This window comes from Cupriavidus necator (assembly GCF_040578825.1).
Classification (GTDB): Bacteria; Pseudomonadota; Gammaproteobacteria; order Burkholderiales; family Burkholderiaceae; genus Cupriavidus; species Cupriavidus necator_E.
In genome coordinates this window covers 19416-45283 of the sequence record NZ_JBEFLI010000026.1, presented here as the reverse complement: position 1 = coordinate 45283, position 25868 = coordinate 19416, and the positions used below count along the sequence as shown (strand labels likewise).

25 protein-coding genes are annotated in these 25868 nt (G+C 67.5%); 15 read left to right on the top strand and 10 right to left on the bottom strand.

All coding sequences use genetic code 11. The features are described from left to right. Positions 1-96: 96 nt before the first annotated feature. From AB1I47_RS15030 to AB1I47_RS14975, 12 genes are all read left to right on the top strand, one after another. A complete protein-coding gene (locus AB1I47_RS15030; protein WP_354684540.1) occupies positions 97-693 on the top strand; it encodes a (2Fe-2S)-binding protein in 597 nt (198 codons plus the stop codon). Beyond that, positions 690-1667, top strand: a complete 978-nt coding sequence (locus AB1I47_RS15025; RefSeq protein ID WP_354684539.1) for an FAD binding domain-containing protein — start codon at positions 690-692, stop codon at positions 1665-1667. Before AB1I47_RS15030 ends, AB1I47_RS15025 begins: the two co-directional genes overlap by 4 nt. Continuing rightward, positions 1664-3778 (top strand): xanthine dehydrogenase family protein molybdopterin-binding subunit, encoded by a 2115-nt coding sequence (locus AB1I47_RS15020; RefSeq protein WP_354684538.1) that lies wholly within the window; start codon positions 1664-1666, stop codon positions 3776-3778. The genes AB1I47_RS15025 and AB1I47_RS15020 overlap by 4 nt, the downstream gene beginning before the upstream one ends. A 237-nt stretch (positions 3779-4015) precedes the next feature. Continuing rightward, entirely contained in the window at positions 4016-4459 is a 444-nt protein-coding gene (locus AB1I47_RS15015; protein WP_354684537.1) for a GNAT family N-acetyltransferase, read from the top strand. Between the two features lie 108 nt (positions 4460-4567). Further along, entirely contained in the window at positions 4568-5497 is a 930-nt protein-coding gene (locus tag AB1I47_RS15010) for a LysR family transcriptional regulator (protein ID WP_354684536.1), read from the top strand. Between the two features lie 255 nt (positions 5498-5752). Continuing rightward, complete coding sequence (locus AB1I47_RS15005; RefSeq protein ID WP_354684535.1) at positions 5753-6115, top strand: Zn-ribbon domain-containing OB-fold protein; 363 nt, start codon at positions 5753-5755, stop codon at positions 6113-6115. A gap of 28 nt (positions 6116-6143) precedes the next feature. Further along, positions 6144-7289, top strand: coding sequence for a thiolase family protein (locus AB1I47_RS15000; RefSeq protein WP_354684534.1), 1146 nt, complete (start codon positions 6144-6146; stop codon positions 7287-7289). A gap of 1 nt (position 7290) precedes the next feature. Then, entirely contained in the window at positions 7291-8055 is a 765-nt protein-coding gene (locus AB1I47_RS14995; RefSeq protein WP_354684533.1) for an SDR family oxidoreductase, read from the top strand. Positions 8056-8064: 9 nt separating this feature from the next. Continuing rightward, on the top strand, positions 8065-8868 hold the full coding sequence (locus AB1I47_RS14990; RefSeq protein WP_354684532.1) for an enoyl-CoA hydratase/isomerase family protein: 804 nt from the start codon (positions 8065-8067) through the stop codon (positions 8866-8868). Between the two features lie 32 nt (positions 8869-8900). Then, positions 8901-9884 carry a tripartite tricarboxylate transporter substrate binding protein gene (locus AB1I47_RS14985; protein ID WP_354684531.1) on the top strand — a complete coding sequence of 328 codons (984 nt, stop codon included), beginning with the start codon at positions 8901-8903 and terminating at the stop codon, positions 9882-9884. Next, positions 9881-10300, top strand: a complete 420-nt coding sequence (locus AB1I47_RS14980; protein ID WP_354684530.1) for a PaaI family thioesterase — start codon at positions 9881-9883, stop codon at positions 10298-10300. Before AB1I47_RS14985 ends, AB1I47_RS14980 begins: the two co-directional genes overlap by 4 nt. Before the next feature lies 1 nt (position 10301). Further along, a complete protein-coding gene (locus AB1I47_RS14975) occupies positions 10302-11537 on the top strand; it encodes a CaiB/BaiF CoA transferase family protein (RefSeq protein WP_354684529.1) in 1236 nt (411 codons plus the stop codon). A 9-nt stretch (positions 11538-11546) separates the two neighbouring features. Here the strand turns inward: AB1I47_RS14975 and gcvA are convergent, their stop codons facing one another. Next, positions 11547-12446 carry a transcriptional regulator GcvA gene (gene gcvA / locus AB1I47_RS14970; protein ID WP_354684528.1) on the bottom strand — a complete coding sequence of 300 codons (900 nt, stop codon included), beginning with the start codon at positions 12444-12446 and terminating at the stop codon, positions 11547-11549. Positions 12447-12636: 190 nt separating this feature from the next. Here gcvA and AB1I47_RS14965 point away from each other — a divergent pair, with 190 nt between their 5' ends. Both AB1I47_RS14965 and fusA read left to right on the top strand, forming a co-directional pair. Beyond that, positions 12637-13515: an oxidoreductase gene (locus AB1I47_RS14965; protein WP_354684527.1), complete on the top strand. Its 879-nt coding sequence runs from the start codon at positions 12637-12639 to the stop codon at positions 13513-13515. Between the two features lie 205 nt (positions 13516-13720). Continuing rightward, on the top strand, positions 13721-15775 hold the full coding sequence (gene fusA, locus AB1I47_RS14960) for an elongation factor G (protein ID WP_354684526.1): 2055 nt from the start codon (positions 13721-13723) through the stop codon (positions 15773-15775). A gap of 16 nt (positions 15776-15791) precedes the next feature. Here the strand turns inward: fusA and AB1I47_RS14955 are convergent, their stop codons facing one another. From AB1I47_RS14955 to paaA, 9 genes are all read right to left on the bottom strand, one after another. Continuing rightward, the gene (locus tag AB1I47_RS14955) at positions 15792-17456 is read right to left on the bottom strand and encodes a cation acetate symporter (protein WP_354684525.1); all 1665 of its coding nucleotides are present in this window, start codon (positions 17454-17456) and stop codon (positions 15792-15794) included. Continuing rightward, positions 17453-17761, bottom strand: a complete 309-nt coding sequence (locus tag AB1I47_RS14950; RefSeq protein ID WP_354684524.1) for a DUF485 domain-containing protein — start codon at positions 17759-17761, stop codon at positions 17453-17455. Before AB1I47_RS14950 ends, AB1I47_RS14955 begins: the two co-directional genes overlap by 4 nt. Positions 17762-17931: 170 nt before the next feature. Beyond that, complete coding sequence (gene paaK / locus AB1I47_RS14945) at positions 17932-19281, bottom strand: phenylacetate--CoA ligase PaaK (protein WP_354684523.1); 1350 nt, start codon at positions 19279-19281, stop codon at positions 17932-17934. A 77-nt stretch (positions 19282-19358) separates the two neighbouring features. After that, positions 19359-21023: a phenylacetic acid degradation protein PaaN gene (gene paaN / locus AB1I47_RS14940; RefSeq protein WP_354684522.1), complete on the bottom strand. Its 1665-nt coding sequence runs from the start codon at positions 21021-21023 to the stop codon at positions 19359-19361. Between the two features lie 55 nt (positions 21024-21078). Continuing rightward, positions 21079-22155 (bottom strand): 1,2-phenylacetyl-CoA epoxidase subunit PaaE, encoded by a 1077-nt coding sequence (paaE, locus tag AB1I47_RS14935; RefSeq protein WP_354684521.1) that lies wholly within the window; start codon positions 22153-22155, stop codon positions 21079-21081. 3 nt (positions 22156-22158) lie between these two features. Further along, on the bottom strand, positions 22159-22674 hold the full coding sequence (gene paaD / locus AB1I47_RS14930; protein WP_354684520.1) for a 1,2-phenylacetyl-CoA epoxidase subunit PaaD: 516 nt from the start codon (positions 22672-22674) through the stop codon (positions 22159-22161). A 5-nt stretch (positions 22675-22679) separates the two neighbouring features. After that, complete coding sequence (paaC, locus tag AB1I47_RS14925) at positions 22680-23444, bottom strand: 1,2-phenylacetyl-CoA epoxidase subunit PaaC (RefSeq protein WP_354684519.1); 765 nt, start codon at positions 23442-23444, stop codon at positions 22680-22682. Positions 23445-23457: 13 nt separating this feature from the next. Next, entirely contained in the window at positions 23458-23739 is a 282-nt protein-coding gene (paaB, locus tag AB1I47_RS14920; RefSeq protein WP_010809321.1) for a 1,2-phenylacetyl-CoA epoxidase subunit PaaB, read from the bottom strand. Positions 23740-23794: 55 nt separating this feature from the next. Then, a complete protein-coding gene (paaA, locus tag AB1I47_RS14915; RefSeq protein ID WP_354684518.1) occupies positions 23795-24781 on the bottom strand; it encodes a 1,2-phenylacetyl-CoA epoxidase subunit PaaA in 987 nt (328 codons plus the stop codon). A gap of 128 nt (positions 24782-24909) precedes the next feature. On the opposite strand from paaA, the gene paaX reads away from it, so the two are divergent. Then, on the top strand, positions 24910-25833 hold the full coding sequence (gene paaX, locus AB1I47_RS14910; protein WP_354684517.1) for a phenylacetic acid degradation operon negative regulatory protein PaaX: 924 nt from the start codon (positions 24910-24912) through the stop codon (positions 25831-25833). Positions 25834-25868 lie beyond the last annotated feature (35 nt).

Here is a 25868-nt window from a genome sequence, read left to right as displayed (position 1 = left end):
CTGCAGCGTTCGGACGAGTCCCCACCCGTCCGCAGGCCCTTCCTGTCGTCCCCAACAGCCCAAGCCCCTTGGGCTATCCCAGGAGGAATGTCGACTATGTCCAGTTCTGTTCGTTCCGACGGTAGCCAACCACAGCCCGGCGATGACGCGCCTGCCGGGCAGGAGATGCGCGGCACCCTTGCACTTGATGCCACCCCGGGCACCACCCCTGCCGGCTCGGCACTGATGCCGCTGCGCCTGACGGTCAACGGCACGCTGCATCGCCTCGATATCGATCCGCGCGAATCCCTGCTTGACGTGCTGCGCGAGCGCCTGGATCTCACGGGCACGAAGAAGGGCTGCAACCAGGGAGCGTGCGGGGCGTGCACGGTGCTGGTGGACGGGCGCCGCATCAACAGCTGCCTTGCGCTCGCCGCCATGTACAACGATGCCCAGGTGAGCACGATCGAAGGCCTGTCGTCGGCCGATGGCGACCTGCATCCGCTGCAGGCCGCGTTTATCGCGCACGATGGCTTTCAGTGCGGATTCTGTACGGCTGGCCAGATCATGTCCGGTGTGGCCTGCATCAACGAGGGCCATGCCACTTCCGACGACGAGGTGCGCTTCTGGATGAGCGGCAATATCTGCCGCTGCGGGGCTTACCCGGGCATCGTGGCCGCCGTTGCCGAGGTGGGCGGGAGGAAGCTGCCATGATCCCGTTCACACTGCAGAAAGCCGGCTCCGAAGCCGAAGCGCTGGCGGCGGCCGCGGCCGGGGCCCGCTTTATCGCCGGCGGCACCACGCTGGTGGACCTGATGCGCGAGCACGTGGAACAGCCCGCGCAACTGGTCGACATCAACGCGCTGCCGCTGAACCATATCCGCGTGGAGGGCGACGAGCTGGTCATCGGTGCGCTGGCGCGCATGTCCGATGTCGCCGCGCATGCCGACGTTGGCCGGCTCCACCCGGTGATCGCCGAGTCGCTGGTCGAGGGCGCCTCACCCCAGTTGCGGAACATGGCCAGCATCGGCGGCAACCTGCTCCAGCGCGTGCGCTGCCCTTACTTCCGCATGCTCGATGCCGCCTGCAACAAGCGCTCGCCGGACAGCGGCTGCGCCGCCGTTGACGGCCTGCACGCGGGCAATGCCATCCTGGGCGTCAGCGACCATTGCTCCGCCACGCATCCGTCCGACCTTGCGGTGGCGCTGGTCGCACTGGACGCGGTGGTCCATGTACGGGGACCGCACGGCGCGCGCCACTTCCCCGTGGAAGACCTTTACCGGCTGCCCGGCACCACGCCGCATCTCGAACACACCTTGCAGCCCGGCGAACTGATCGTCGAGGTCCGGGTCCCACCGCTCGCGTATGCACGGACAGCGCGCTACCTGAAGGTGCGGGACCGGGCCTCGTATGAGTTTGCACTGGTATCGGCGGCGGCGGCATTCGAGGTCAGGGATGGCGCGATCCAGTCCGCTCGCCTCGCTTGCGGTGGCGTCGGGACCCGCCCGTGGCGCATGCGCGCCGCCGAACTCGCGCTGCAGGGCAAGCCGCCCACGCGCGCGAGCTTCGAGGCGGCAGCGCTTGCCACGATCGCAGGCGCCACGCCGCTGCCAGGCAACCGCTACAAGGTCGCGCTGCTGCAACGAACCGTGGTACGGGCCCTCGAACTCGCAGGAGAAGGCAGATGAACGCAAACCATATCGGCCAGCCGCATGCCCGCGTCGACGGGCGCGCCAAGGTGACCGGCAGCGCGCGGTATGCCGCCGACTTCAACCAACCCGGGCAGGCCTACGCGGTGATCGTGGGCGCGTCGATCGGACTGGGTCGCGTGACCGCACTCGACACCGAAGCCGCGCGCCGGTTGCCAGGGGTACTGGCGGTACTGACGCACGACAACGCGCCGAAACTGGCGTACGCCCCGCACAAGGGTTTTATCGATCCGGAGCACGGCGAACGTCTGCATGTCCTGCAGGACGATCGCGTCCGCTTCTACGGCCAGCCGGTTGCCGTGGTCGTGGCGCAGACGCTGGACCAGGCCGAGCACGCGGCGTGCCTGCTGCAGATTCGCTATGCAGAACAGACGCCGGTCTCCGACCCCCTCGACCAGCGCGCCGAGGCCGTGGTGCCGGAGGCGGGACGCGAGCCAGGTCCTCATTCGGCGGACCGGGTCCGCGGCGACCCCGAGGCCGCGCTGGCGGCGGCAGCCGTCAGCATCGACGCCACCTACGATGCCGCGCGCGAGAATCACTTCCCGATCGAGCCGAACGCCACCGTTGCCGCCTGGCAAGGCGAGCGGCTCACGCTCTGGAGCAAGAGCCAGTTCGTGGTCAACGAGCAGGCCGAGATCGCGGCGGTCTTCGGCATCCCCGCCGACAACGTCCGCGTCGTCTGCCCGTTTATCGGCGGCGCCTTCGGCACCAGCCTGCGCACCTGGCCGCACGTCACGCTGGCGGCGGTGGCCGCGCGCGAAGTGGGCAGGCCCGTCAAGCTGGTGCTGTCGCGGCGACAGATGTTCCATCTGACGGGGCACCGGCCGCGCACCGTGCAGCGCATCGCGCTGTCGGCGACGCCCGACGGCAGGCTGACCGGCATCGTGCACGAAGGCACCGGCGAAACCAGCCGGTATGAGCAGTTCACCGAGGCGCTCACTGCGGTAACGCCGTTCCTTTATCGCTGCCCCAATGTGCGCACCCGCTACCGGCTGGTGCCGCTGGACATCGGCACGCCGACCTATATGCGGGGTCCGGGCGAGGCTACCGGCGTCTTTGCGCTGGAATGTGCGATGGACGAGCTGGCCCACGCCCTCGGGATGGATCCGCTGGAACTGCGACGGCGCAATGAACCCGAGCTCGACGAAGGCATGCAATTGCCCTTCTCCAGCCGCTCCATGCTGGCGTGCTATGCGCGCGGCGCCGACGCGTTCGGCTGGTCGCGCCGCACGCTCGCGCCCGGCTCGATGCGGGACGGCCGCCTGCGTATCGGCTGGGGGATGGCCTGTGCCAGCTACCCGGTGTTCCATGGCCAGGCCAGCGCCCGCGTGCGCCTGCTTGCCGACGGAACGGCCGAAGTGGAAGCCGCCGCCAGCGACATGGGGCCCGGCACCTACACCTCGATCACGCAGATTGCCGCCGAGACGCTGGGATTGCCGATGGCCAGCGTGCGCTTCAGCCTGGGCCGATCGGATTTCCCGCCGACCCCGCCACATGGCGGCTCGATGACCCTGGCGTCGGTCGGCTCGGCCGTGCGTTCGGCCTGCCTGGCCGCGCTGGACCAGCGCCAGGCGCGCGCGAAGGGCGCGGACGGCATCATCGAAGCCAGCGCCACGGCCGGCCCCGATGCCGAGGCGCGCAGCCGGTTTTCCATGCATGCCTTCGGCGCGGTCTTCGTCGAAGTCGCCATCGATCCCGATGTCGGCACGATCCGGGTCCGGCGCTTGGTCGGCGCATATGGCGCGGGCCGTATCGTGAATCCGCGGCTGGCAGCCAGCCAGTGCACGGGCGGGATGGTCGGCGGCATCGGCATGGCGCTGATGGAGCGAACCGGGCTGGACCGGCGGGATGGCCGGCCGGTGAATGCGCACATGGCGGATTACCTCGTGCCGGTCAACCTGGATATCCAGGGACTGGAGGCGCATTTTGTCGACGAGGTCGATCCCCATGTGAACGAACTGGGCGTGAAGGGATTGGGTGAAGTCGCGCTGGTGGGCGTGGCCCCGGCCGTGGCCAACGCCGTGTTTCACGCCACCGGAACGCGCGTGCGGGAGTTGCCGATCCGCATCGAGCACTTGGTGGAGCACTAGTCGGGCCAGATGCAGAAACATGCCGCCCACGCCGCCTGTACCGACGGCGTGGGCGGATGTCAGCGGGCTCCAAGGCAGCTTTCGATGTATTTCTTATCAGGACTTACCCGCAATCCTAGGGTTTTCTAGTGTCCGAAACCCTATCCCGCCGAGGGTTGGATAGGGTACTTTTCTCCCCGCAACATCAACACACACCTAATCGCCCACGCGTCAGGGACCGCCGGCGACAGCTTCTTCATGATCAAAGATCTACGCATTCGTGCTGCGGGCACGCAGGATTTGCCGGCAGTTTCGATGGTCCTCGCGCAATGCGGGCTGGACGACCACCAGCTCGAAGACCATCTGGACGCCTTCCACGTCGCGGTACTGGAAGGCCGCATCGTTGGATGCGCCGGGGCCGAGCGATACGGCGATCTCGTCGTCATCCGGTCTGTGGCCGTGATGCCCGAGTATCGCCAGCTTGGGGTGGCGACTCACCTGGTCTCCGCGGTATTGATGCGGGCTCGCGCGCAAGGCGTGCGTCGCGCGGTGCTGGCGACCAGCAATTGCCCGAGTCATTTCGCCCGATATGGATTCCAGCTGGTCTCCGCGGAAACCCTTCCCGCTGAAGTCCGTGCCTCGCACACGCTCAGGATCGCGGGCATACCGCCCGGGCTGTGCATGCACTGCGAGCTGAAGTAGCAGCTTCTCCCTTTCTCTATCCGCTCTCTCGGTAGTTCGCAGGCATCGTTCCGGCTGGTTCCGGATTCGCACTATGATGGCCGGATTCTCAACCATCCGTTGCCAGTCATGGACAAGGCCCGTGTCCTCACCCTCTTCCTTGGCGTGGTGCGCGCCGGCAGCTTCCACCGCGCAGCGGTCGAGGCCGGCGTCACGCCGCAGGCCGCCAGCAAGGCCGTGCGCACGCTGGAGGACCATCTTGGCGTACGCCTGCTGCACCGGACCACACGCAAGCTCAGCCTGACCGAAGACGGCGCGCGCCTGTTCGAACTGGCCGCGCCCGGCATGCGCCAGCTCGACGAGGCGCTGGAACAGGTCCGCGGCAGCAGGAGCGACGACGACGGCCTGGTCCGCCTGACCGCGCCGCCTTCGCTCGGCAGCCGCGTGCTGGTCCCGCTGGTGCGGGGCTTTCGCGAGCAATACCCCGGCATCACCTTCGATGTGGTGCTGAGCGACCTCTTTACCGACCTGGTTGAAGCGAGGATCGATGTCGGCTTCCGCGTCGGCACCAGCCCCGGACAGAACCTGGTGGCACGGCGGCTGTGCGATGTGCCGCTGGTCATCTGCGCGACGCCGGACTACCTGGCGCGGCACGGCGAGCCGGCTTCCCTCGACGAACTGCTGCAGCACCAGTGCACCGGCTTCCGGCGTCCTTCGACCGGGCGCATGGTGCCGTGGGAGCTGCAGGTGGACGGCGACCTGGTCTACCAGGAGGTTCCTGCGGTGGCGAGCTTCAATGACGTCGAAACCGAGGTCGAAGCGGTGCGGGCGGGCATGGGGATCGGCCAGTTGGCTGCGTATATGGTCCACGGCGACCTGGTCAGCGGGCGGCTGAAGGCGATCTTGCCGGGATACCGCAGCAGCAATGTCGGGCTGTATATGTACTACCCCCATCGCACCCAGATGCCGGTGCGGGTCAGGCGGTTTATCGACTTCGTGGTGGAGGCCGGACGCGGGGCGGAGCAGTCGTTGTCGCGGCTGGTGGGGATCGTGGACTGAGCCTGTTGGCGACGCTTGCGGCAGGCCTGTGCCTCGCGACAAGCGGCGTAAGGCCGCGACGCTCCGGCCCTCACCCCAACCCTCTCCCGCAAGCACCAAACACCGCCCGCTTCTGCTCGCCACCAAACCCCTCTCCAAACGCCCTCCACCCCCTTTCGCTTGACTTTTCCTCAACCGAAAGCGCCCGAAATATCGTTTGTCGCGCCGCCCGCCGGCGACAACCATTACACCAAGCCCACCCCACAGGAGACAGCCATGTCAGACCAGCCCTACCCGCTCTACCCGCTCTGGAGCGCGGAACCCGTTCCCCACCTGCTCGCCTCGCGCGACCGCGCCACCGGCGAGTGGATCTTCCCGGCACTGCCCGCCGGCTCGCCACTGGCCGACGGCCACGAGACCGTCGCCATCACCGGCACGGGCGTGCTCTACAGCTTCACCGTGATCCACCCGGCGCCCAAGAGCGGGCAGCCGCCGTATGCGCTCGGCTATGTCGATTTCGTCGGCCCGGTGCGCATCTTCGGCCGCCTGCTGGGCACCGCGCGTCCCGTCATCGGCGAACGCTACGCACAGCGGCATGACGCCGAGTTTGGCTATGTCTTCGAGGCCGTCACGGCCTGAACGATCGAGAAAAGGACAGGTAAGCAACATGCAGGACATCTACATCCACGGCGGCGCGATGACGCCGTTCGGCCGCCACCCCGGCGTGCTGGCGCCGGAACTGGCGCAACAGGCCATCCTGAAGGCGCTGGCCGATGCCGACGTGCCGGCCGGCCGCATCCAGGCGGTCTACTGCGCCAACGTGCTGGGCGGCATGATCCTCGGCCAGCTGATCGTGCGCGACCTGGGGCTCAAGGGCATCCCGGTCTACAACATCGAGAACGCCTGCGCCAGCGGCGCCACCGGCGTGCACCTGGCGCGGCATGCGCTGCTGGCCGGGCAATACGACACCGTGCTGGTCTTCGGCATCGAGCAGCTCACCGCGCTCGGCGGCGGCACCATCCCGCTGCAGCGCAATGACCACAAGACCGAGCTCTATGCGAAGTCGGGCATGGTGCTGCCCGCGGTGTATGCGATGCGCGGCACGCGTTTCCTGCACGAGCGCGACGCCAATCCGTCCGACCTCGCTGAAGTGGCCGTGAAGAACCGCTACCACGGCTCGCTGAACCCGTATGCCCAGCAGCGCAAGACCACCACGGTCGAGGAAGTGCTGGCCTCGCGCATGATCGCCGACCCGCTGACGCTGCTGCAGTGCTGCCCGTCGCAGGTCGATGGCGCGGCGGCGGTGGTGCTGAGCACGCGCCGGCCGGCGCAGGCGAGGCCGGTGAAGGTGCTGTCGTCTGTAGTGGTGTCGGGCATGCGCGAGGAGGCCGACGACGACATCCTCGATGCCGAGATCACCGCGCGCGCCGCGCGCCAGGCTTACGAACAGGCCGGGCTCGGCCCGCAGGACGTCGACGTGGTCGAGCTGCACGACGCCTTCACCATCGCCGAACTGCTCTACTACGAAGCCCTCGGCCTGGCACCACGCGGCGACGCCGTGGCGCTGCTCAAGTCCGGCGCGACGCGCCTGGGCGGGCGCGTGCCGGTCAACCCCAGCGGCGGCCTGCTGGCCAAGGGCCATCCGCTGGGCGCCACCGGCGTGGCGCAGATGGTCGAGATCCTGTGGCAGCTGCAGGGCCGCGCCGGCGAACGCCAGGTGGCGGATGCCCGCATCGGCCTGACGCAATGCACCGGCGGCGGCATCGCGGGCGTGGACCACGCCGCTTCTTCCGTCCACCTGCTGGGAGTCTGAGATGAACACGCAACGCTTCGATCCTTCGCACGTGGCCGTGGTCACCGGCGCGGCGCGCGGCATCGGCCTGGGCATTGCCACGCAACTGGCGCGCCAGGGGCTGGCGGTGGCCCTGCTAGACCGCGACGCCGCCGCGCTCGATGCCGCCGTCGGCGCGCTGGTTGCCGAGGGCTTCAACGCCTTCGGCGCCAGCGCCGACCTGACCGACTCGGCCGCCGTCAACGATGCCTTCGCGCAAATCCAGGCGCGCACCGGCCGCGTCGACTACCTGGTCAACAACGCCGGCGCCGTGCGCGACATGCGCTTCCTGAAGATGACCGACGAGGACTGGGACCTGGTCATCGATACCAACCTGCGCTCGCAGTTCCTGTGCTGCCGCGCGGCGCTGCCCGGCATGGTCGAGCGCGGCTACGGGCGCGTGGTCAATATCTCGTCGCGGGCGTGGCTGGGCGGCTTCGGACAGGCCAACTACTCCGCGGCCAAGGGCGGCGTGGTCAGCCTGACACGCTCGCTGGCGATCGAGTTTGCGAGCAAGGGCATCACCGTCAACGCAGTGGCGCCGGGCATCGTCGATACCCCGCTGTTCCGCGGCTTCGCGCCCGACGTCCAGGCCCGGCTGCAGAAGTCGGTCCCGGTGCAGCGCATCGGCACCGCCGGCGATATCGCCAACGCGGTCAGCTTCTTCCTCGCCCCGCAGTCGTCATACGTGACCGGGCAGGTGCTCTATGTGTGCGGCGGGCGCAGCCTGTCGTCGCCCAGCGTGTAAGGAGCCGCCATGACCGTACGACTCCACACCGAAGGCGCGGTCGCCGTGCTGACGATCGACCGGCCCGAGGCACTCAATGCGCTGGACGTGACCGCGCTGCGCGAACTGCGCGCGCACCTCACCGACGTGCGCGACCGCGACGACCTGCGCGTGGCGGTACTGACCGGCGCCGGCACGCGCGCCTTCTGCGCGGGCGCCGACCTGAAAGGCACGCGCAGCTCGCCCGCCACCTATCCGGAAGCACTGTTCCGCGCGCCGGAGCAGGCCGCCGACCTGGGGCTCTATGTCCGGCTGATGGACCTGACCGGCCTGGGCCTGTGCAAGCCGCTGATCGCGGCGGTCAACGGCCATTGCCTTGGCGCGGGGCTTGAGATCGCGCTGCAATGCGATGTGCGGATCGCGTCCGAGCAGGCAAGCTTCGGCCTGCCCGAAGCGGCGGTCGGTTCGATCCCCGCTGTCTCGGGCCTGCATCGCCTGCTGAAGGCTGTGCCGGCGGCGCATGCGATGCAGATGGTGTTGACCGGCGAGCGGATCGACGCGGCGCAGGCCGCGCGCATCGGCCTGGTCACCGAGACGGTGGCGCCTGCCGCGCTGCTCGACCGTGCGCTGGCGATCGCCACCCGCATCGCCGCCAATGCGCCGCTGGCGGTACAAGCGGTGAAAAAGCTGTCGCGCCAGACCAGCCACCTCAGCGAAGCCGACGCGCAGCAACTGACCGAACTCTACTGGGGCGTGCTGCGCGATACCGCGGACCGCACCGAAGGCCGGCAGGCCTTCGCCGAGAAACGCCAGCCCCGCTACACCGGGCGCTAAGCGTTCGCGAACAGACAGACAGGAGACAGACCATGACTCGCATTACCCGATTCGCACGCGTGGCGCTGGCCGGCATGCTGGCAGCCACGGCGCTAGGGGCCGCGGCGCAGGCGCCCTTCCCCACGCAGAAACCGATCACGCTGGTGGTGCCGTTCGCCCCCGGCGGCGGCAACGATATCCTCGCGCGGCTGATCGCCCCAAAGATGGGCAAGCTGCTGGGCCAGACCGTCGTGATCGAGAACAAGCCCGGCGCGGGCGGCAACCTCGGCGCCGACTATGTCGCCCACGCGGCGCCGGACGGCTATACGCTGGTGATCGCATCCAGCCAGGTGACGATGAACCCGTTTCTCGGCACCAAGATTCCGTTCAGCATCGAACGCGACTTCGAGCCGGTGGGGCGGATCGCGTCAGTGCCGATCATGCTGGTCGCCAACCCCGACCAGCCGTTCCGCACGCTGCAGGACTTTATCCAGTATACCCGCGCCAATCCCGGCAAGCTCAGCTACAGCAGCCCTGGCAACGGCACGCCGCAGCACCTGGCCGGTGAGGTCTTTGCCAAGCTCAACAAGACCGAACTGCTGCACGTGCCCTATCGCGGCACCGGGCCGTCGATCACCGACCTGATGGGCGGGCAGGTGCAGATCTCGTTCGCGACCTTTGCTTCGGCGATCCAGTATGTGCGCGCCGGCAAACTGCGCGCGCTGGGCATCGCCGGCAAGAAGCGCACCGCGCTGATGCCGGATCTGCCGACGTTTGCGGAAGCCGGCGTGGCCGGCTACGACGCCGAGCTGTGGTACAGCCTGCTGGCGCCGGCGCAGACACCGAAGCCGGTGGTCGACAAGCTCAACGCCGCGCTGGTGGCCGCGCTGAAATCGCCCGACATCGCTGACCAAATGGCAAAGCAAGGCTTCGAGCCGCAGGCCTCGTCGCCGGCCGAGCTGAAGACCTATATCGGCAAGGAAATGGCGCGCTGGCAGCGGCTGATCCAGGACAACGGCATCAAGGTGGCCTTATGAACACGCATCCGGCCACGGTGCCGCCAACCGACAACCCGCTGCTGGACTACCTCGGCATCCGCCTGGCCAGCGTCGGCGACGGCCGCTGCACCTTCGAGCTCGACCTCGAGCCACGCCACCTGAACCGGCAGGGCAGCGTACAGGGCGGCGTCGCCGCCACGCTGCTCGACGCCGCCTGCGGCTATGCCGGGCTGCCCGCCGGCCCGGACGGCACGCTCGGCCACGCGGTCACCGTCATGCTGGCGATCAGCTATCTCAGCAAGGCCAGCACGGGCCGGCTGCGCGCCACGGCGCAACTCACCCGCGCCGGCAAGAGCCTGTACTTTGCCTCGGCGGAGCTGACCACCGACGCAGGCGTGCTGGTGGCCACCGCGCAAGGCACGTTCAAACGATCCCGCACCCTTCCGGAGGCATGACATGTTGCGCGACGCACTGGACGGCCTGACCGTCATCGACTTCACGCAGATCGGAGCCGGGCCGACCTGCACCATGCTGCTGGCCGACATGGGCGCCAGGGTCATCAAGGTGGAACCGCCCGGCGGCGAGCTGGGCCGCGGCCTCGGCCCCGGCTGGCTCGGCGACGACAGCGCGCTGTTCCACGGCTTCAACCGCAACAAGCTGGGCGTGGCGCTCGACCTGAAGTCCGCCGACGGCGTGGCCGTGGCCCGCCGCCTGATCGCGGGTGCCGACATCGTGGTGGAAAGCATGCGGCCCGGTGTGATGGAACGCCTCGGTCTTGGCCATGCACAACTGGGGGACGAGCACCCCGCGCTGATCTACTGCTCGATCTCCGCCTACGGGCAGCAAGGGCCGTATGCGCATCGCGCCGGCGTCGACGGCATCATGCAGGCGGATTCCGGCCTGATGAGCCTGATCGGCCTGCCCGACGCCGAGCCGTGCAAGGTGCAGGCGCCGGTGGTCGACGTGATGACCGGCTACGTGGCCTGCGTGGGCGTGCTGGCGAAGCTCGCGCAGCGGGCCCGCGACGGCCTGGGCGGCCATCTCGACGTCAACCTGCTCAATGCGGCGCTGGCGCTGCAGCAGTCGTCCATCACCAGCTATTGCGCCGACGGTCAACTGCCGGAGCGCGTGGGCAGCGCGGCGCCCTATTCCGCGCCCAACCAGGCCTTCCGCACTGCCGACGGCTGGGTCATGGTGGCCGCCTATATGCCCGAGCGCTGGCGCCGGCTGTGCGAGGTGCTGGGCCGGCCCGCACTGGCCGACGATGCGCGCTTTGCCACCTCGCCGCTGCGCGTGGCCAATCGCGCCGCGATGGTCGAGGCGCTGACCAGCGTCTTCGTCACCCGCACGACCGACACCTGGCTGGCATTGCTGCAGGACGCCGACATCCTGTGCGCGCCCGTGGCGACCTACGAGGATGTCATGGCGCATCCGCAGGTGGCGGCGAACCGCATGGTGCAGCGCGTGCGGCACGACACGCTGGGCGAGATCCGCATGCCGGGCTTCCCGATCAACAGCGCGCAGGAGAACGCATTCCCATCGCGGCCGGCGCCGGCTTGCGGGCAGCATACGCAGGCGGTGCTGGCCGAACTGGGCTACAGCCGCGACGAAATCGCCGCACTGTCGTCATCGGGCGCTATCCACTGCGGCGAGATCGCGCCGCAGCGGCGCGCAGTCGCGGCGGCATCGTAAGCCCGGGCGCTATCGACCCTGCGCGTCAAACTGCGCGAGCAGCCACTGCCGGAACACCGCCATGCTCGCGCTTTCCTTGCGGTCGGCGGGCGTCAGCAGGTAGTAGGTGAAGTCGCCCATGTCCACGGTCTGGCGGAACGGCGCCACCAGCCGGCCGGCGTCGAGATCCGCCGCCACCAGGAAGCGCTGCGCGATCGCGAAGCCCTGCCCTTCGACCGCGGCCGCATAGGCCATGGCCGAGCTCTGGAAGGTCATGCCGCTGCGCGCATCGACCTCCTTGTCGGCGCGCGCGGCCTTGAGCCAGTGGGCCCAGTCGTCGGGCCGCGCGATCGAGTGCAGCAGGGTCTGGTGCTGCAGGTCGGCGGGCTTCTTCACCTTCGGCCCGCTTGCGAGCAGCGCGGGGCTGCATACCGGCACCAGGATGTTCGACACCAGCCGGTAGGTATTGACGCCACTCCACTTGCCGTCGCCCAGCCGGATTGCGCCATCGATATCTTCTTTACGGAAGTCGACCGGATCGAGCGACGCGGTCAGCAGCACCTCGATGCCGGGATTGGCGGCATGGAAGCTCGACAGCCGCGGGATCAGCCAGCGCATCGCAAAGGTGGTATAGGCGCGCACCTTGAGCTGCTTGCGCTTGGCGCGCTTGCTCAGGCGGCGCGTGGCCTCGCGCAGGTCGTCCATCGCCCTGGTCACCGCGCGGTAGTAGTCCTCGCCGGTGCGGGTCAGCGAGATCTGGCGGTGGCCGCGATGCAGCAACTGTACGCCCAGCCCGTCTTCCAGCGCGCGGATCTGGCGGCTGACCGCGCCGGGCGTGACGTGCAGCTCTTCGGCGGCGACGGTGATGCTGAGATGCCGGGCGGCCGCCTCGAAGGCGCGCAACGCGTTCAGTGGGGGCAGTTTGTCCATGCCGGCGAGTCTGCCATACGGTTGAGGTTTGCTCAACCGAAGCTCATTGACCTCATTAACAACTTTCAGTTGTTATTGAAACGCGATTGCTCGGCCTAGTGTTGCGATCCTCGCCAGCCTAAATTTGTCTCCGTGGCCCCCGCCATTCAACATCGCAGCACAAGCCAAGCACCCTGACAGGAGATCCACCATGTCCGCCACCACCACCAACAACACCATCAACGCCACCAGCAAGGTCTGGTTCATCACCGGCGCTTCGCGCGGCTTCGGCCTCGAACTGACCCGCGCTGCGCTCGCCCGCGGCGATCGTGTCGTCGCCACGGCGCGCCGCCCTGAAACCATCACCGCCGCGGTCGGCGAACACGACAACCTGCTGGGCGTGGCGCTGGACGTGACCAGCGAAGCCCAGGCCGTCGCCGCCGCCGAGGCCGCGGTAGCCCGCTTCGGCCGCATCGACGTGCTGGTCAACAATGCCGGCTACGGCCTGCTGGGCGCGGTTGAAGAGGCCTCGGCGAAGGAAGTCGAACAGCAGTTCGCCACCAACGTGTTCGGCGTGCTGGCGGTGACGCGTGCCGTACTGCCGCAGATGCGCCGCCAGCGCAGCGGCCATATCGTCAATATCTCGTCGATTGGTGGCTATGCGGCATATCCCGGCTGGGGCGTCTATGGCGCCACCAAGTTCGCGGTGGAGGGGCTGACCGAAGCCCTGTCCGCGGAACTCGCGCCGCTGGGCATCCACGCCACCGTGGTCGAGCCTGGCTTCTTCCGCACCGACTTCCTCGATGCCAGCTCGCTGGTGCGCGTCGGCACGGAGATCGCGGAATACGCCGATACGGTCGGCGCGATGCGCGAGCATATGGCGTCGGCCAATCACCAGCAGCCCGGCGATCCTGCCAGGCTGGCCACTGCCCTGCTGGCGCTTGCCGACAGCGATACCCCGCCGGTGCGCCTGCCGCTGGGCTCGGACACGATCGCCCGCATCGCGGACAAGAACCGCAAGGTGGAAAGCGAACTGGCCGCGTGGCATGCGGTGGCGGTCTCGACCGACCACGCCGACGCGCGCCGCTGATCCTGCTGCAGCGCACCAGCGCACGGTTTGCTGCAGTGCGGGCAAGCCCTACGACCAGGAAATGAGACCGGCGGAGAGCCGGTCTCACCACTTGCGGGCTTGTTGCGTCAGGCATTGCACGGTATCGGGCACGCGCGTATGTCGCTTCCGCCGAATTTCGCCAATAATGCCCAGAGAGTCATTGCCGGACGAACCGAGAGCCACCATGCACGATAGTCCCGATGCCATCCGCACCGTCGCCTTGCTCGGCCACGCAGGGTGCGGCAAGACCTCGCTGGTCGAGGCACTGCTGTACAAGGGCGGGGCGCTGCACTCGCCCGGCAGCGTCGAGCGCGGTACCACGGTGTGCGACACCGATCCGCTGGAGCGCAAGTACAAACGCTCGCTGACCTCCGCCGTCGCCCACGTGGACTACCGCGACGCCCGCATCTACCTGCTCGATACCCCTGGCTACCCGGACTTCTCCGGGCTGGCCATCAGCGCACTGGCGGCGGTGGAAACCGCCGCCATCGTCATCAATGCGCAGACCGGCATCGAGATGACCACGCGCCGGGCGATGGCGTGGGCGCAGTCGCGCCAGCTATGCCGGATGATCATCATCAACGGCATCGACGGCGAGAAGGTCGACCTGCCCGCGCTGCTGGCGGACATCCAGGAAGCCTTCGGCAAGGAATGCCTGCCGATCAACCTGCCTGCCGGCAACGGCAGCAGGGTGGTGGACTGCTTCTTCAATCCGGCCGGCGAGTCGGATTTTTTATCGGTGGCGTCCGCGCACGATGCACTGATCGACCAGGTCATCGAGATCGATCCCGAGCTGATGGAGCTGTACCTGGAGCAAGGCGAGGCGATCACGCCGGAGCAGCTGCACGCGCCGTTCGAACGCGCGCTGCGCGAAGGCCACCTGGTGCCGATCTGCTTTACCTCTGCCGCTACGGGCGCAGGCATCCAGGAGTTGCTCGACGTATTCGTGAAGCTGCTGCCCAATCCCACCGAAGGCAACCCGCCGCTGTTCTATCGCGATACCGGTGAAGGCAGCGAACACCGCAAGGCCGTGCGCGCCGAACCGGTGCCGGACAAGCATGTGCTGGCCCACGTCTTCAAGGTGGTGATCGATCCCTATGTCGGCAAGCTGGCCGTGTTCCGCATCCACCAGGGCACGGTCACGCGCGACAGCCAGCTCTATATCGGCGAGGGACGCCAGCCGTTCAAGGTGGCGCACCTGCTGCGGCTGCAGGGCAAGGAAACACAGGAAGTGCCGCGCGCCGGCCCGGGCGAAATCTGCGCGGTGGCCAAGGTGGACGAGCTTGCCTTTGACGCCGTGCTGCACGATGCCAGCGAGGATGGCGATATCCACCTGACGCCACTGGACTTCCCCACGCCGATCTATGGGCTGGCGATCGAGCCGGCGCGCCGCGGCAACGAGCAGCGGTTGGCCGAAGTGCTGCACAAGCTCAGTGCCGAAGACCCCTGCCTGCGCGTCGAGCATCCTGCCGGGACCAATGAAACCGTGGTGTTCGGCCTGGGCGAGTTCCACCTGCGCTGCGCACTGGAGCGGCTGACCGAGCAATACAAGCTCGAGGTGGTGACGCGCCCGCCCAAGATCGCCTATCGCGAAACCATCGGCGGCAAGGCCGAGGGCCATCACCGGCACAAGAAGCAGACCGGCGGCGCCGGCCAGTTCGGCGAAGTGATGCTGCGCGTGGAACCGCTGGCGCGTGGCGAGGGCTTCGAGTTTGTCGATGCGGTCAAGGGCGGCGCGATCCCCGGGCAGTTTATTCCCGCGGTGGAGAAAGGCATCCGCCAGGCGCTGGACAACGGCCCGCTGGCGGGCTTCCCGATGCAGGATGTGCGCGTGACCGTGTACGACGGCAAGAGCCATCCGGTCGATTCCAAGGAAGTCGCGTTCGCGACCGCGGGCCGCAAGGCATTTATCGATGCGGTACTGAAAGCCCGGCCCAGCGTGCTGGAGCCGATCGTCGATATCGAGGTCACGGTGCCGGGCACGTCGATGGGCGACATCATCGGCGACCTGTCGGCCAAGCGCGGGCAGGTGCATGGCACGCGTACGGCGGCGGGCAATGCGGTGATCGTTGCCGGGCAGGTGCCGCTGTCGGAGCTGAACGACTACCAGTCACGGCTGAACAGCCTGACCGGCGGCCACGGCAGCTACACCATCCAGTTCAGCCACTACGACAGCGTGCCGCCGGGTCAGCAGGAAAAGATGGCGTCCCGCCACAAGCAGCAGCAGGACACCGACTGAGCGCTGTGTGCCAGTCTCAGTGCTGGCTGGCGCCAGCCGCGCCGATCCCGGTCATGGCGCGCACGAACTGCGCGCCATAGCGCTGGCGCTCGGCGCTCGCCTGCGCCGAGCGGTCCAGCACCGATACCAGCCAGGCGCAGGCGAAGGCCAGCGTCATCGAGAACAGCGCCGGGTTGGCATACGGGAAGATCGCCTGCTGATGCTTGAGAATGCCGACCCAGACGGTCGGGCCCAGCACCAGCAGCGCCACCGCCGAGGCCAGGCCGGCCAGGCTGCCCGCCACGGCGCCGCGCGTGGTCAGTCCTTTCCAGAACATCGACAGGAACAGCACCGGGAAGTTGACGGAGGCGGCAATCGCCAGCACCAGTCCTGACAGGAAGGCGATATTCTGCTTCTCGAACATCACGCCCAGCACCATCGCCAGCACGCCGATCACCAGCGTGGCCGCCTTGGACACGCGGATTTCGTCCTTCTCGTTGGCCTGCCCGCGGCGGAACACGTTGGCGTACAGGTCATGCGAGACCGCCGACGCGCCCGACAGGGCCAGGCCCGCCACCACCGCCAGGATGGTCGCGAACGCCACCGCCGAGATAAAGCCGAGGAACAGGTCGCCGCCGATCGCATGCGACAGGTGCACCGCCACCATATTGCTGCCGCCGATGATCTTGCCGGCGGCGTCGCGGTAGGCCGGGTCCGCGCCCACCATCACGATCGCGCCGAAGCCCACCACCAGGATCAGCAGGTAGAAATAGCCGATAAAGCCGGTGGCGTAGAGCACGGACTTGCGCGCTTCCTTGGCGTCGGCAACGGTGAAGAAGCGCATCAGGATGTGCGGCAGGCCGGCGGTGCCGAACATCATGCCGACGCCCAATGAGATCGCATCGATCGGGTTGGAAACAAGCCCGCCCGGCGACAGGATCGCCGCGCCCTTGTCGTGGACCCTGGCGGCGCCGGCGAACATGGCCTCGGGACTGAAACCGAAGTACGCCAGCACCATCACAGCCATGAAGGTCACGCCGCCCAGCAGCAATGCCGCCTTGATGATCTGCACCCAGGTGGTGGCGAGCATGCCGCCGAACATCACGTACAGCACCATCAGCGCGCCGACGATCACCACCGCCGATTCATAGCTGGTACCGAACAGCAATTCGATCAGCTTGCCGGCGCCGACCATCTGCGCCACCAGGTACATGATCACCACGGTCAGCGTGCCGCAGGCGGCGGTGATCCGCACCGGCTTTTGCGCGAGGCGATACGACACCACGTCGGCAAAGGTATAGCGGCCGAGGTTGCGCAGCCGTTCGGCAACGATGAACAGGATGATGGGCCAGCCGGCGACCACGCCCAGTGCGTAGATCAGGCCGTCATAGCCCTTGTCGAACATCATCGCGGAGATGCCCAGGAAAGACGCCGCCGAAACCATGTCGCCGGCAATCGCCAGGCCGTTCTGGAAGCCGGTCAGGCCGCCGCCGGCGGCGTAGAAGTCCGACGCCGAGCGCGTGCGGCGCGCGGCCCAGCGCGTGATGCCGAGCGTGAACACCACGAACAGCAGGAACATCACGATGGCGCTCCAGTTCAGCGGGCGCTGTACGGCGTCGGACTGGATCGCGGGGGCAGCCAGTGCGGCGGTGCTGGTCAGGGCCAGCACCGCCGCGCACAGGAAACGGTTTGCGGGCTTCATGCTTTGCACTCCTGGCGCACGCGCTCGTTGAGGGGGTCCAGGTCGCGGTTGGCGCGGTGCACGTAGATGCCGGTCAGCAGCACGGCCGCAAAGATCACCGCCACGCCCACGGGAATGCCAACGGTCATCACGCCCGCGCCCAATGGCGTGCCTAGCGTGGCTGGCGAGAAGGCCAGCAGCAGGATAAAACCGAAGTAGATCGCCAGCATTACCAAAGTCAGCGACCAGCCAAGGCGGGCACGGCCGTTGGTCAGTCGGATGAAATCGGGGTGGTTCTGGATGGATTCCAGTTGTCGGGGGTCCATGGTTGTCTCCTTTGGTGCAGGGGTGGTGTGGCGTCTCTTGGTGGGCGCCATCGGATAAAGAGAATGAGTTTGTCGTGGCCGAGGTGTTATCTCGCTGCGGGAGTTGCTCCCCTCTCCCGCTTGCGGGAGAGGGGAGCGTTTGCCGGGGGTGGGCGGTAGAAAGCAGCGCCTCAGATAGCGCCGACCGGTTGCTCGTGCGTAACCTTCGGCCGCATATCCACCACACGCCGCGCCTTGCCGACATTGGTGCGCTCGATGCCCTCGGCCGCCACCACCTGCACACGCGTGGTAACGCCGACATAGGTCTTGATCCGGTCCTTCAGGTCGCGCTCCAGCGCTGCCCGGTCGTCGGCAGTGAGCGATGCCGACCGCTCGGGCCGCGTCTCAACGCGAACCTCCAGCTTGTCCAGGTGCCCGTCGCGGGTCACCACCAGCTGATATTGCGGCGCCAGCGCCGGCGCCTTCAGGATCAGTTCCTCGATCTGCGACGGGAACACGTTCACGCCGCGGATGATCAGCATGTCATCCGAGCGCCCGGTGATCTTGCCGATGCGGCGCATCGCCCGCGAAGTCGGCGGCAGCAAGCGGGTAAGGTCGCGCGTGCGGTAGCGGATCACCGGCAGCGCCTCCTTGCTCAGCGAGGTGAACACCAGTTCGCCCTCCTCGCCGTCGGGCAGCACCTCGCCGGTCACCGGGTCGATGATCTCGGCATAGAAATGGTCTTCCCAGATCACCGGACCGTCCTTGCTCTCGATGCACTCAGAAGCAACACCGGGCCCCATGACTTCGGACAGACCATAGATGTCGACCGCGTCGATACCGGCACGCGCCTCGATCTCTGCACGCATCGCATCCGTCCACGGCTCGGCACCGAAGATCCCGACCTTCAGCGAGCTTTCCGACGGATCCATGCCCTGGCGCTCCATCTCCTCGATCAGGTTCAGCATGTACGACGGCGTCACCATGATGATGTTGGGCTGGAACTCGCGAATCAGCTGTACCTGTTTCTCGGTCTGCCCGCCGGACATCGGGATCACGGTGCAGCCGGCCTTCTCGGCGCCGTAGTGGGCGCCCAGGCCGCCGGTGAACAGGCCGTAGCCGTAGCTGACATGGACCAGGTCGCCAGCACGCCCGCCAGCGGCACGGATGGAACGCGCCACCACGCTGGCCCAGGTATCGATATCCTTGGCCGTGTAGCCGACCACGGTCGGCTTGCCCGTGGTGCCGCTCGACGCATGCACGCGCGCCACCTTCTCGCGCGGCACCGCGAACATGCCGAACGGATAGTTGTCGCGCAGGTCCTGCTTGGTCAGGAACGGGAACTTCGACAGGTCCGACAACGACCGCAGGTCGTCCGGATGCACCCCCGCCGCGGCAAAGGCCTTGCGGTAATGCGGCACGTTGTCATAGGCATGGCGCACGCTCCATTTCAGCCGTTCCAGCTGCAGCGCCTGCAGTTCGTCGCGGCTGGCGCGTTCGATCGGCTCCAGCTCGTTGAGGTTGGGTATGCGTTGAACCATTGTCTGCTCCATCTCGTTATGATGGCGCCGCAAGCAAGGGGGGCTGGCGCCGGGGTACTACGACTGCAGGCTGTGCCTCAGATATGCGACCGGCTCTGCACCACGCGGAAGCGGTTGGCGACAAAGGCCGCATCCGACAGCGACGCATTGGCCGCCGGGTTGGCGCCGGTGGCATGGAAGTCGCTGAACGCGGCCGACTGGTTCACGAACACGCCGCCGGTGAGGTTCAGCGACAGCGCCACGCCCGCATCTTCCGCGGCATCGCGAATGGCTTCAGTCACGCCGGCATCCGTGGTGTAGGCGGACAACGTCAGCGCGCCGTGTTCCTTCGCGCCGCGGTGCGCCAGCGCGATGCTGTGCGCGGTGCTGTCGGTGGCAACGATGAACGAAATCGGGCCGAACAGTTCCTGCATGATCTTGCCCTCGTCGCTGGCATCCACCTTCAGCACCAGCGGCGTGCGGACGCGTGCGCGGGGGAATTCCGGGTGTTCCAGCGCGCGGCTGTCGGCGACGATCTCGCCCAGCGCACGCGACGATTCGATGCGTTCCACCACCCCGTCGTTCTGGATCGCGCCCAGCAGTTCCACTGCCTTGGCGGGATCGCTGCTCAGCTTGCCGATCGCTTCGCCAATCGCCGCGGCCACCTGGTCGAAGCTGACGCGCCCTTCCGGCGTATCGATGCCATCCTTCGCCACGTAGATGTTCTGCGGCGCCGTGCACATCTGGCCCGAATACAGCGACAGCGAGAACGCGATATTGCGCACCATGCCCTTGAAGTCGGCAGTAGAGTCGATCACGATCTGGTTGACCCCGGCCTTCTCGGTGTAGACCTGCGCCTGGTGCGCATTGCGCTCCAGCCAGTCGCCGTTGGCGCTGCTGCCGGTGAAGTCGATCAGGCGCACTTCGGGGCGCAGCGCCAGCTTCGACGCCATGCGCTCGGTCGGATCGTTGGCCACCAGCGTGACCAGGTTCGTGTCGAAGCCGGCTTCCTGCAGCACCTCGCGCGCCACCTCGACGGTGATCGCCAGCGGCAGGATCGCGCCCGGGTGCGGCTTGACCACCACCGCATTGCCGGTGGCCAGGCTGGCGAACAGGCCCGGATAGCCGTTCCAGGTCGGGAAGGTGCAGCAGCCGATCACCAGGCCCACGCCGCGCGGCACCACGGTGTAGCGCTTCTCCATGCGCAGCGGCTCGTTCTTGCCCTGCGGCTTTTCCCAGACCGCCTGCTTCGGGATGCGGCGCATCTCGTCCCAGGCGTAGGCGACGGCTTCCAGTCCGCGGTCCTGCGCGTGCGGGCCGCCGGCCTGGAATGCCATCATGAAGGCCTGGCCGGTGGTGTGCATCACCGCGTAGGCGATCTCGAAGCTGCGGCGGTTCAGCCGCTGCAGGATCTCCAGCGAAACGCCGACCCAGGCTTCCGGCCCCGCCTTGCGCCAGGCGGGCATACCCTCGGCGACGCCGGCAAAGAGCTGGTCGAGGTCCGGCTTCGGATAGGTGATGCCCAGTTCCGGGCCATAGGGCGAGACTTCCTTGCCGGCCTGGCCGACGGTGCCCGGCTGCGACAGTGCAAAGGGCTGGTTCAGGCGGGCTTCAAAGGCGGCCTTGCCGTCGGCGTTGGCGTTCTCGCCATAGACCTTGGGGCTCGGCATTTCGGCGAACGGGCTCCAGTAGCCGCGCGCGGCGATGGCTTGGGTGGCTTGTTCCAGCAGCGCCTGGTGGCGCTCGAAAAACGGATGGGACACGGCTTGCTCCGGGGGCGAAATGGGTTCTGAATGTTTGGGGATGACAGGAGACGCTTCAGGTTTCCTGGTCGAAGTCGATCACCAGCTTGTCGCTGACGGCATAGCTCTGGCAGCTCAGGATGAAGCCGCGCGCGACTTCGTAGTCTTCCAGTGCGAAGTTGACGTCCATGTCGACCTCGCCTTCGATGCGCTTGCAGCGGCAGGTCGAGCAGACCCCGCCCTTGCACGAGTAAGGCAGCTCGATGCCTTGCGCCAGCGCCGCGTCCAGCACGGTCTCCTTGTTCTTCTCCAGCGTGAAGCTGCGCGTGCGGCCGTCCTGGATCACGGTGACCTCGCACTGCTGCTGGCCGGCCTGCTTGTGCGCATGCGCCGCCGGGCGCGCCGAAGGGATGCTGGTGGCGAACAGTTCGCGCTTGATGCGGGCCTTGTCGACGCCGTTGTCCTGCAGCGCCTGCGACACCTCTTCCATCATCGAATGCGGGCCGCAGATAAAGGCGACGTCGATGTCCTGTGGCTTCACCCAGTGCTTCAGCAAGGCATTGACCTTCTCGCCATCGATACGGCCATTGAACAGGTCGATATCAAGCTGCTCGCGGCTGAGCACGAACACGAGGTTGAAGCGCTGCAGGTAGCTGTCCTTCAGGTCTTCCAGCTCTTCCTTGAACAACACCGACGACGAGGCGCGGTTGCCGTAGAACAGGGTGAAGCGGCTTTCCGGCTCGGCCTGCAGCGTGGTCTTGATGATCGACAGCATCGGCGTGATGCCGCTGCCAGCGGCGAAGGCCACGTAGTGCCTGGCGTGCGTGGCGGACAGCGGCACGTTGAAGTGGCCGGACGGCGGCATCACTTCCAGCTTCATGCCGGGCTGCAGCTGCTCGTTGGCCCAGTTGGAGAACAGGCCGCCGTCGACACGCTTGATCGCCACGCGCAGTTGTTCGTCCTGCACCGCCGAGCAGATCGAGTAGGAACGGCGCACGTCCTCGCCGCCGATGCCGGTGCGCAGCGTCAGGTGCTGGCCCTGCACGTAGCGGTAGGTGTCGGCCAGTTCATCCGGCACGGCGAAGGTGACGGCCACGGCGTCGCGGGTTTCGCGCGTGACCGAGGCCACGGTCAGTTCATGGAATTTGCTCATGGCTCAATGCGCCTTGAAATAATCGAACGGTTCCTTGCAGTCGCCGCAGCGGTACAGCGCCTTGCACGCGGTCGAGCCAAACTGGCTGACCAGCCGCGTATGGCGCGAGCCGCAGTGCGGGCAGGCCACCACCAGCGCGGACGCCGCCTTGCGGCTGATACCGCTGATGTCGATCACCTGCTGCGCCGGCGGCGCGATGCCGTAGCCGGTCAGGCTGGCCTTGCCGCGCGGGGTCATCCAGTCGGTGGTCCAGGCCGGCGCCAGTTGCGTCTGCACCCGCACGGAATCCACGCCGTGTGCCGCGAGCGCGCTTTCGATGCCTTCGCGGATCACCGTCATCGCCGGGCAGCCGGAATAGGTCGGCGTGATGGTGACGACGCAGGTCTCACCGACCCACACCACGTTGCGCACGATCCCAAGGTCCACCACGGAAATCGCCGGGATCTCCGGATCGGGCACCGTATCGAGCCAGCGCCAGACCTGTTCGAGGGCGGGGCGTGCCAGCGCTTGCGCGGTCATGGCGCTCACCACTGCGCGCCGGGATAGGCGCGTTGCAGGAACTGCATTTCGGCCAGCAGATAGCCGAGGTGTTCGGTATGGCGGCCATGGCGGCCGCCGCTCTGCGCCCACTGGCTGGCGGGCACGCGCAGCGTGGCTTCTGCCAGCACGTCAGTGACGTAGCGCTGCCAGGGCTCGGCCAGCGAGACCGGATCCGGCATCACGCCGTCCCGCACCAGCGCGGCCTCGGCCGCATCGGCCTCGAACAGTTCGCCAGTGAACATCCACAGGTCGTCGAAGGCGTCCTGCATGCGGCGGTGGCTCTCTTCGGTGCCGTCGCCCAGGCGCACGACCAGGTCCGCGCTGCGGCGCACGTGGTAGGTGACTTCCTTGAGCGACTTGGCGGCGATCTCGGCGATGCGCGCATCGGTCGAGCGCTGCAGGCCCTCCAGCGCGAAGTAATGCCAGGCGTCGAACAGGAACTGGCGCGCCAGCGTATCGGCATAGCTGCCGTTGGGCTGCTCCACCAGCAGCAGGTTGCGGAACTGTTGCGCGTCGCGCAGGTAGGCAAGCTGGTCGGCGGTACGCCCCGCGCCCTCCACCTCGGCGGCATAGCCCAGCCACAGGCGGGTCTGCCCCACCAGGTCGAGCGCGACGTTGGTCAGCGCGATGTCCTCTTCCAGCGCCGGACCGCGGCCGCACCATTCCGACAGGCGCTGGCCGAGCACCAGCGTGGTGTCGCCCAGGCGCAGCAGGTACTCGTGAAGATGAGCGAGCTTGTGGTTGTCCATGATGCGCGCCGTATCAGATGTGCTTGACCGCTTCCGGCATCGGGAAGAACGTCGGGTGGCGGTAGACCTTGCTGTTGGCCGGCTCGAACAGCGGGCCCTTGTCGCCGGGGCTGCTGGCGACCACGTCGCCGGCCTTCACCACCCAGACGCTGACGCCCTCGTTGCGGCGCGTGTAGACGTCGCGGGCATTGTTGATCGCCATTTCGCCGTCGGGCGCGTGAAGGCTGCCCACGTGCTTGTGGGCCAGGCCGTGCTGGCTGCGGATAAAGATCTCCCAAAGCGGCCACTCTTTCATGGCAACCTCCTGTGTCATACGTGTTCGATGGGGAGCGGCGCCGGGCGCCGCGGGGTCAGGCGGCGGCCTGCTGCGCGTGCTTGTCGGCGTGGGCCACCAGCGCGTCGCGGAACCACGCGCCGTCTTCCCAGGCCTGCACGCGGGTGCGCAGGCGGTCGCGGTTGCAAGGGCCGTTGCCCTGGATCACGTTGTAGAACTCGGACCAGTCGATCTCGCCGAAGTCATAGTGGCCGCGCTCTTCGTTCCACTTCAGCGCCGGATCGGGAATGGTCAGCCCCAGGTATTCGGCCTGCGGCACGGTCTGGTCGACCATCTTCTGGCGCAGCTCGTCGTTGGAGAACAGCTTGATGCGCCATTGCATCGATTGCGCGCTGTTGGGCGAATCGCCGTCGGACGGGCCGAACATCATCAGCGCCGGCCACCACCAGCGGTTGAGCGCGTCCTGCGCCATCTGCTTCTGCTCCGGCGTGCCGTTGCACAGCGACAGCAGGATGTCGTAGCCCTGGCGCTGGTGGAAGGATTCTTCCTTGCACACGCGCACCATGGCTCGCGCATACGGGCCGAACGAGCAGCGGCACAGCGGCACCTGGTTGATGATGGCCGAGCCGTCCACCAGCCAGCCGATCATGCCGATATCGGCCCAGCCGAGCGTGGGGTAATTGAAGATGCTGGAGTACTTGGCCTTGCCGGTGTGCAGGTCGCCCAGCATCTGGTCGCGCGACACGCCCAGCGTCTCGGCCGCGCTGTACAGGTACAGGCCATGGCCGGCCTCGTCCTGGATCTTGGCCAGCAGCACCGCCTTGCGCGCCAGCGTGGGGGCGCGCGTGACCCAGTTGCCCTCGGGCAGCTGGCCGACGATCTCGGAATGCGCGTGCTGCGAGATCTGGCGGACCAGCGTCTTGCGATACGCCTCGGGCATCCAGTCCTTGGCCTCGATCTTGATGCCGGCATCCACGCGGGCCTGGAACTCGCGCTCCTGCGGATCCATGTCTTCTATCGCGCGGAGCCTTGTTGCTCCTGTTTCCACCAGCTGTGCGTACATCGCCTGCTCCACTTGTTTTGGTCGTGCTCGAGGGCTTGATCCGCGTCAATCTCGTAAGTTGAAATGCATGGTAGTGATACAATTTGATTCAAGCAATCGACGTTTGTGTATCACTTTGCGAGACCCCGATGCCGACTCTCCCGGATACCGACCAGGTTTCTCCCCGCGTGGCGCGGCTGGCACGTGGGCTCAAGCTGGGCGCCAATTCGCTGCTGGTCACGCTGTTCGGCGATGTGGTCGCGCCGCGGCCGCAGGCGGTGTGGCTGGGCAGCCTGATCCGGCTGGCGGCGCCGTTCGGCATCAATGACCGGCTGGTGCGCACTGCCACCTTCCGCCTGACCGCCGACGACTGGCTGGCCGCCACGCGCATTGGCCGGCGCAGTTACTACGGGCTGTCCGAAGCCGGCTTGCAGCGCGTGCTGCACGCGGGCAAGCGCATCTATGCGGGCGACGCGCCGGAATGGGACGGGCGCTGGACACTGGTGCTGGTGCGCGGTGATGTACGCGCCACGGTGCGGCAGAAGCTGAAGCGGGAACTGCTGTGGGAAGGATTCGGCGCGATCGCGCCCGGCGTATTGGCGCACCCCAATGCCGACCTGGCCTCGCTGCGCGAGATCATCCAGGCGGCGCGTGCGCAGGAATATGTGGCGGTGATGGAGGCCAGCAGCCTGGAGGCGTTCTCGCTGCGGCCTTTGCAGGCGCTGATGCACCAGACTTTCAAGCTGGGCGATGTGGCCGACGCGTGGCAGGCGCTGCTGCGGCGGTTTTCACCGCTGGCGGAGGACGCGGCGCAGTTCGCGCCGGCCGATGCGTTCTTTGTGCGGACGTTGCTGGTGCATGAGTATCGGCGCGTGCTGCTGCGCGATCCCAACTTGCCGGAGGCGCTGCTGCCGCAGGACTGGCCGGGGCGGACGGCGCGGGGCGTGTGTAGTGCGATGTATGCGGCGTTGTTGGATGCGAGCGAGGCGCATCTGCACGCGGTGGTTGAGGCCGCAGATGGTGTGCTGCTGGACGCGAAGCGTGAGCTGCACAAGCGCTTTACACACACCTGACGTCCCGCAGCCCGCTTGTCTGCTCCCTCTCCCGC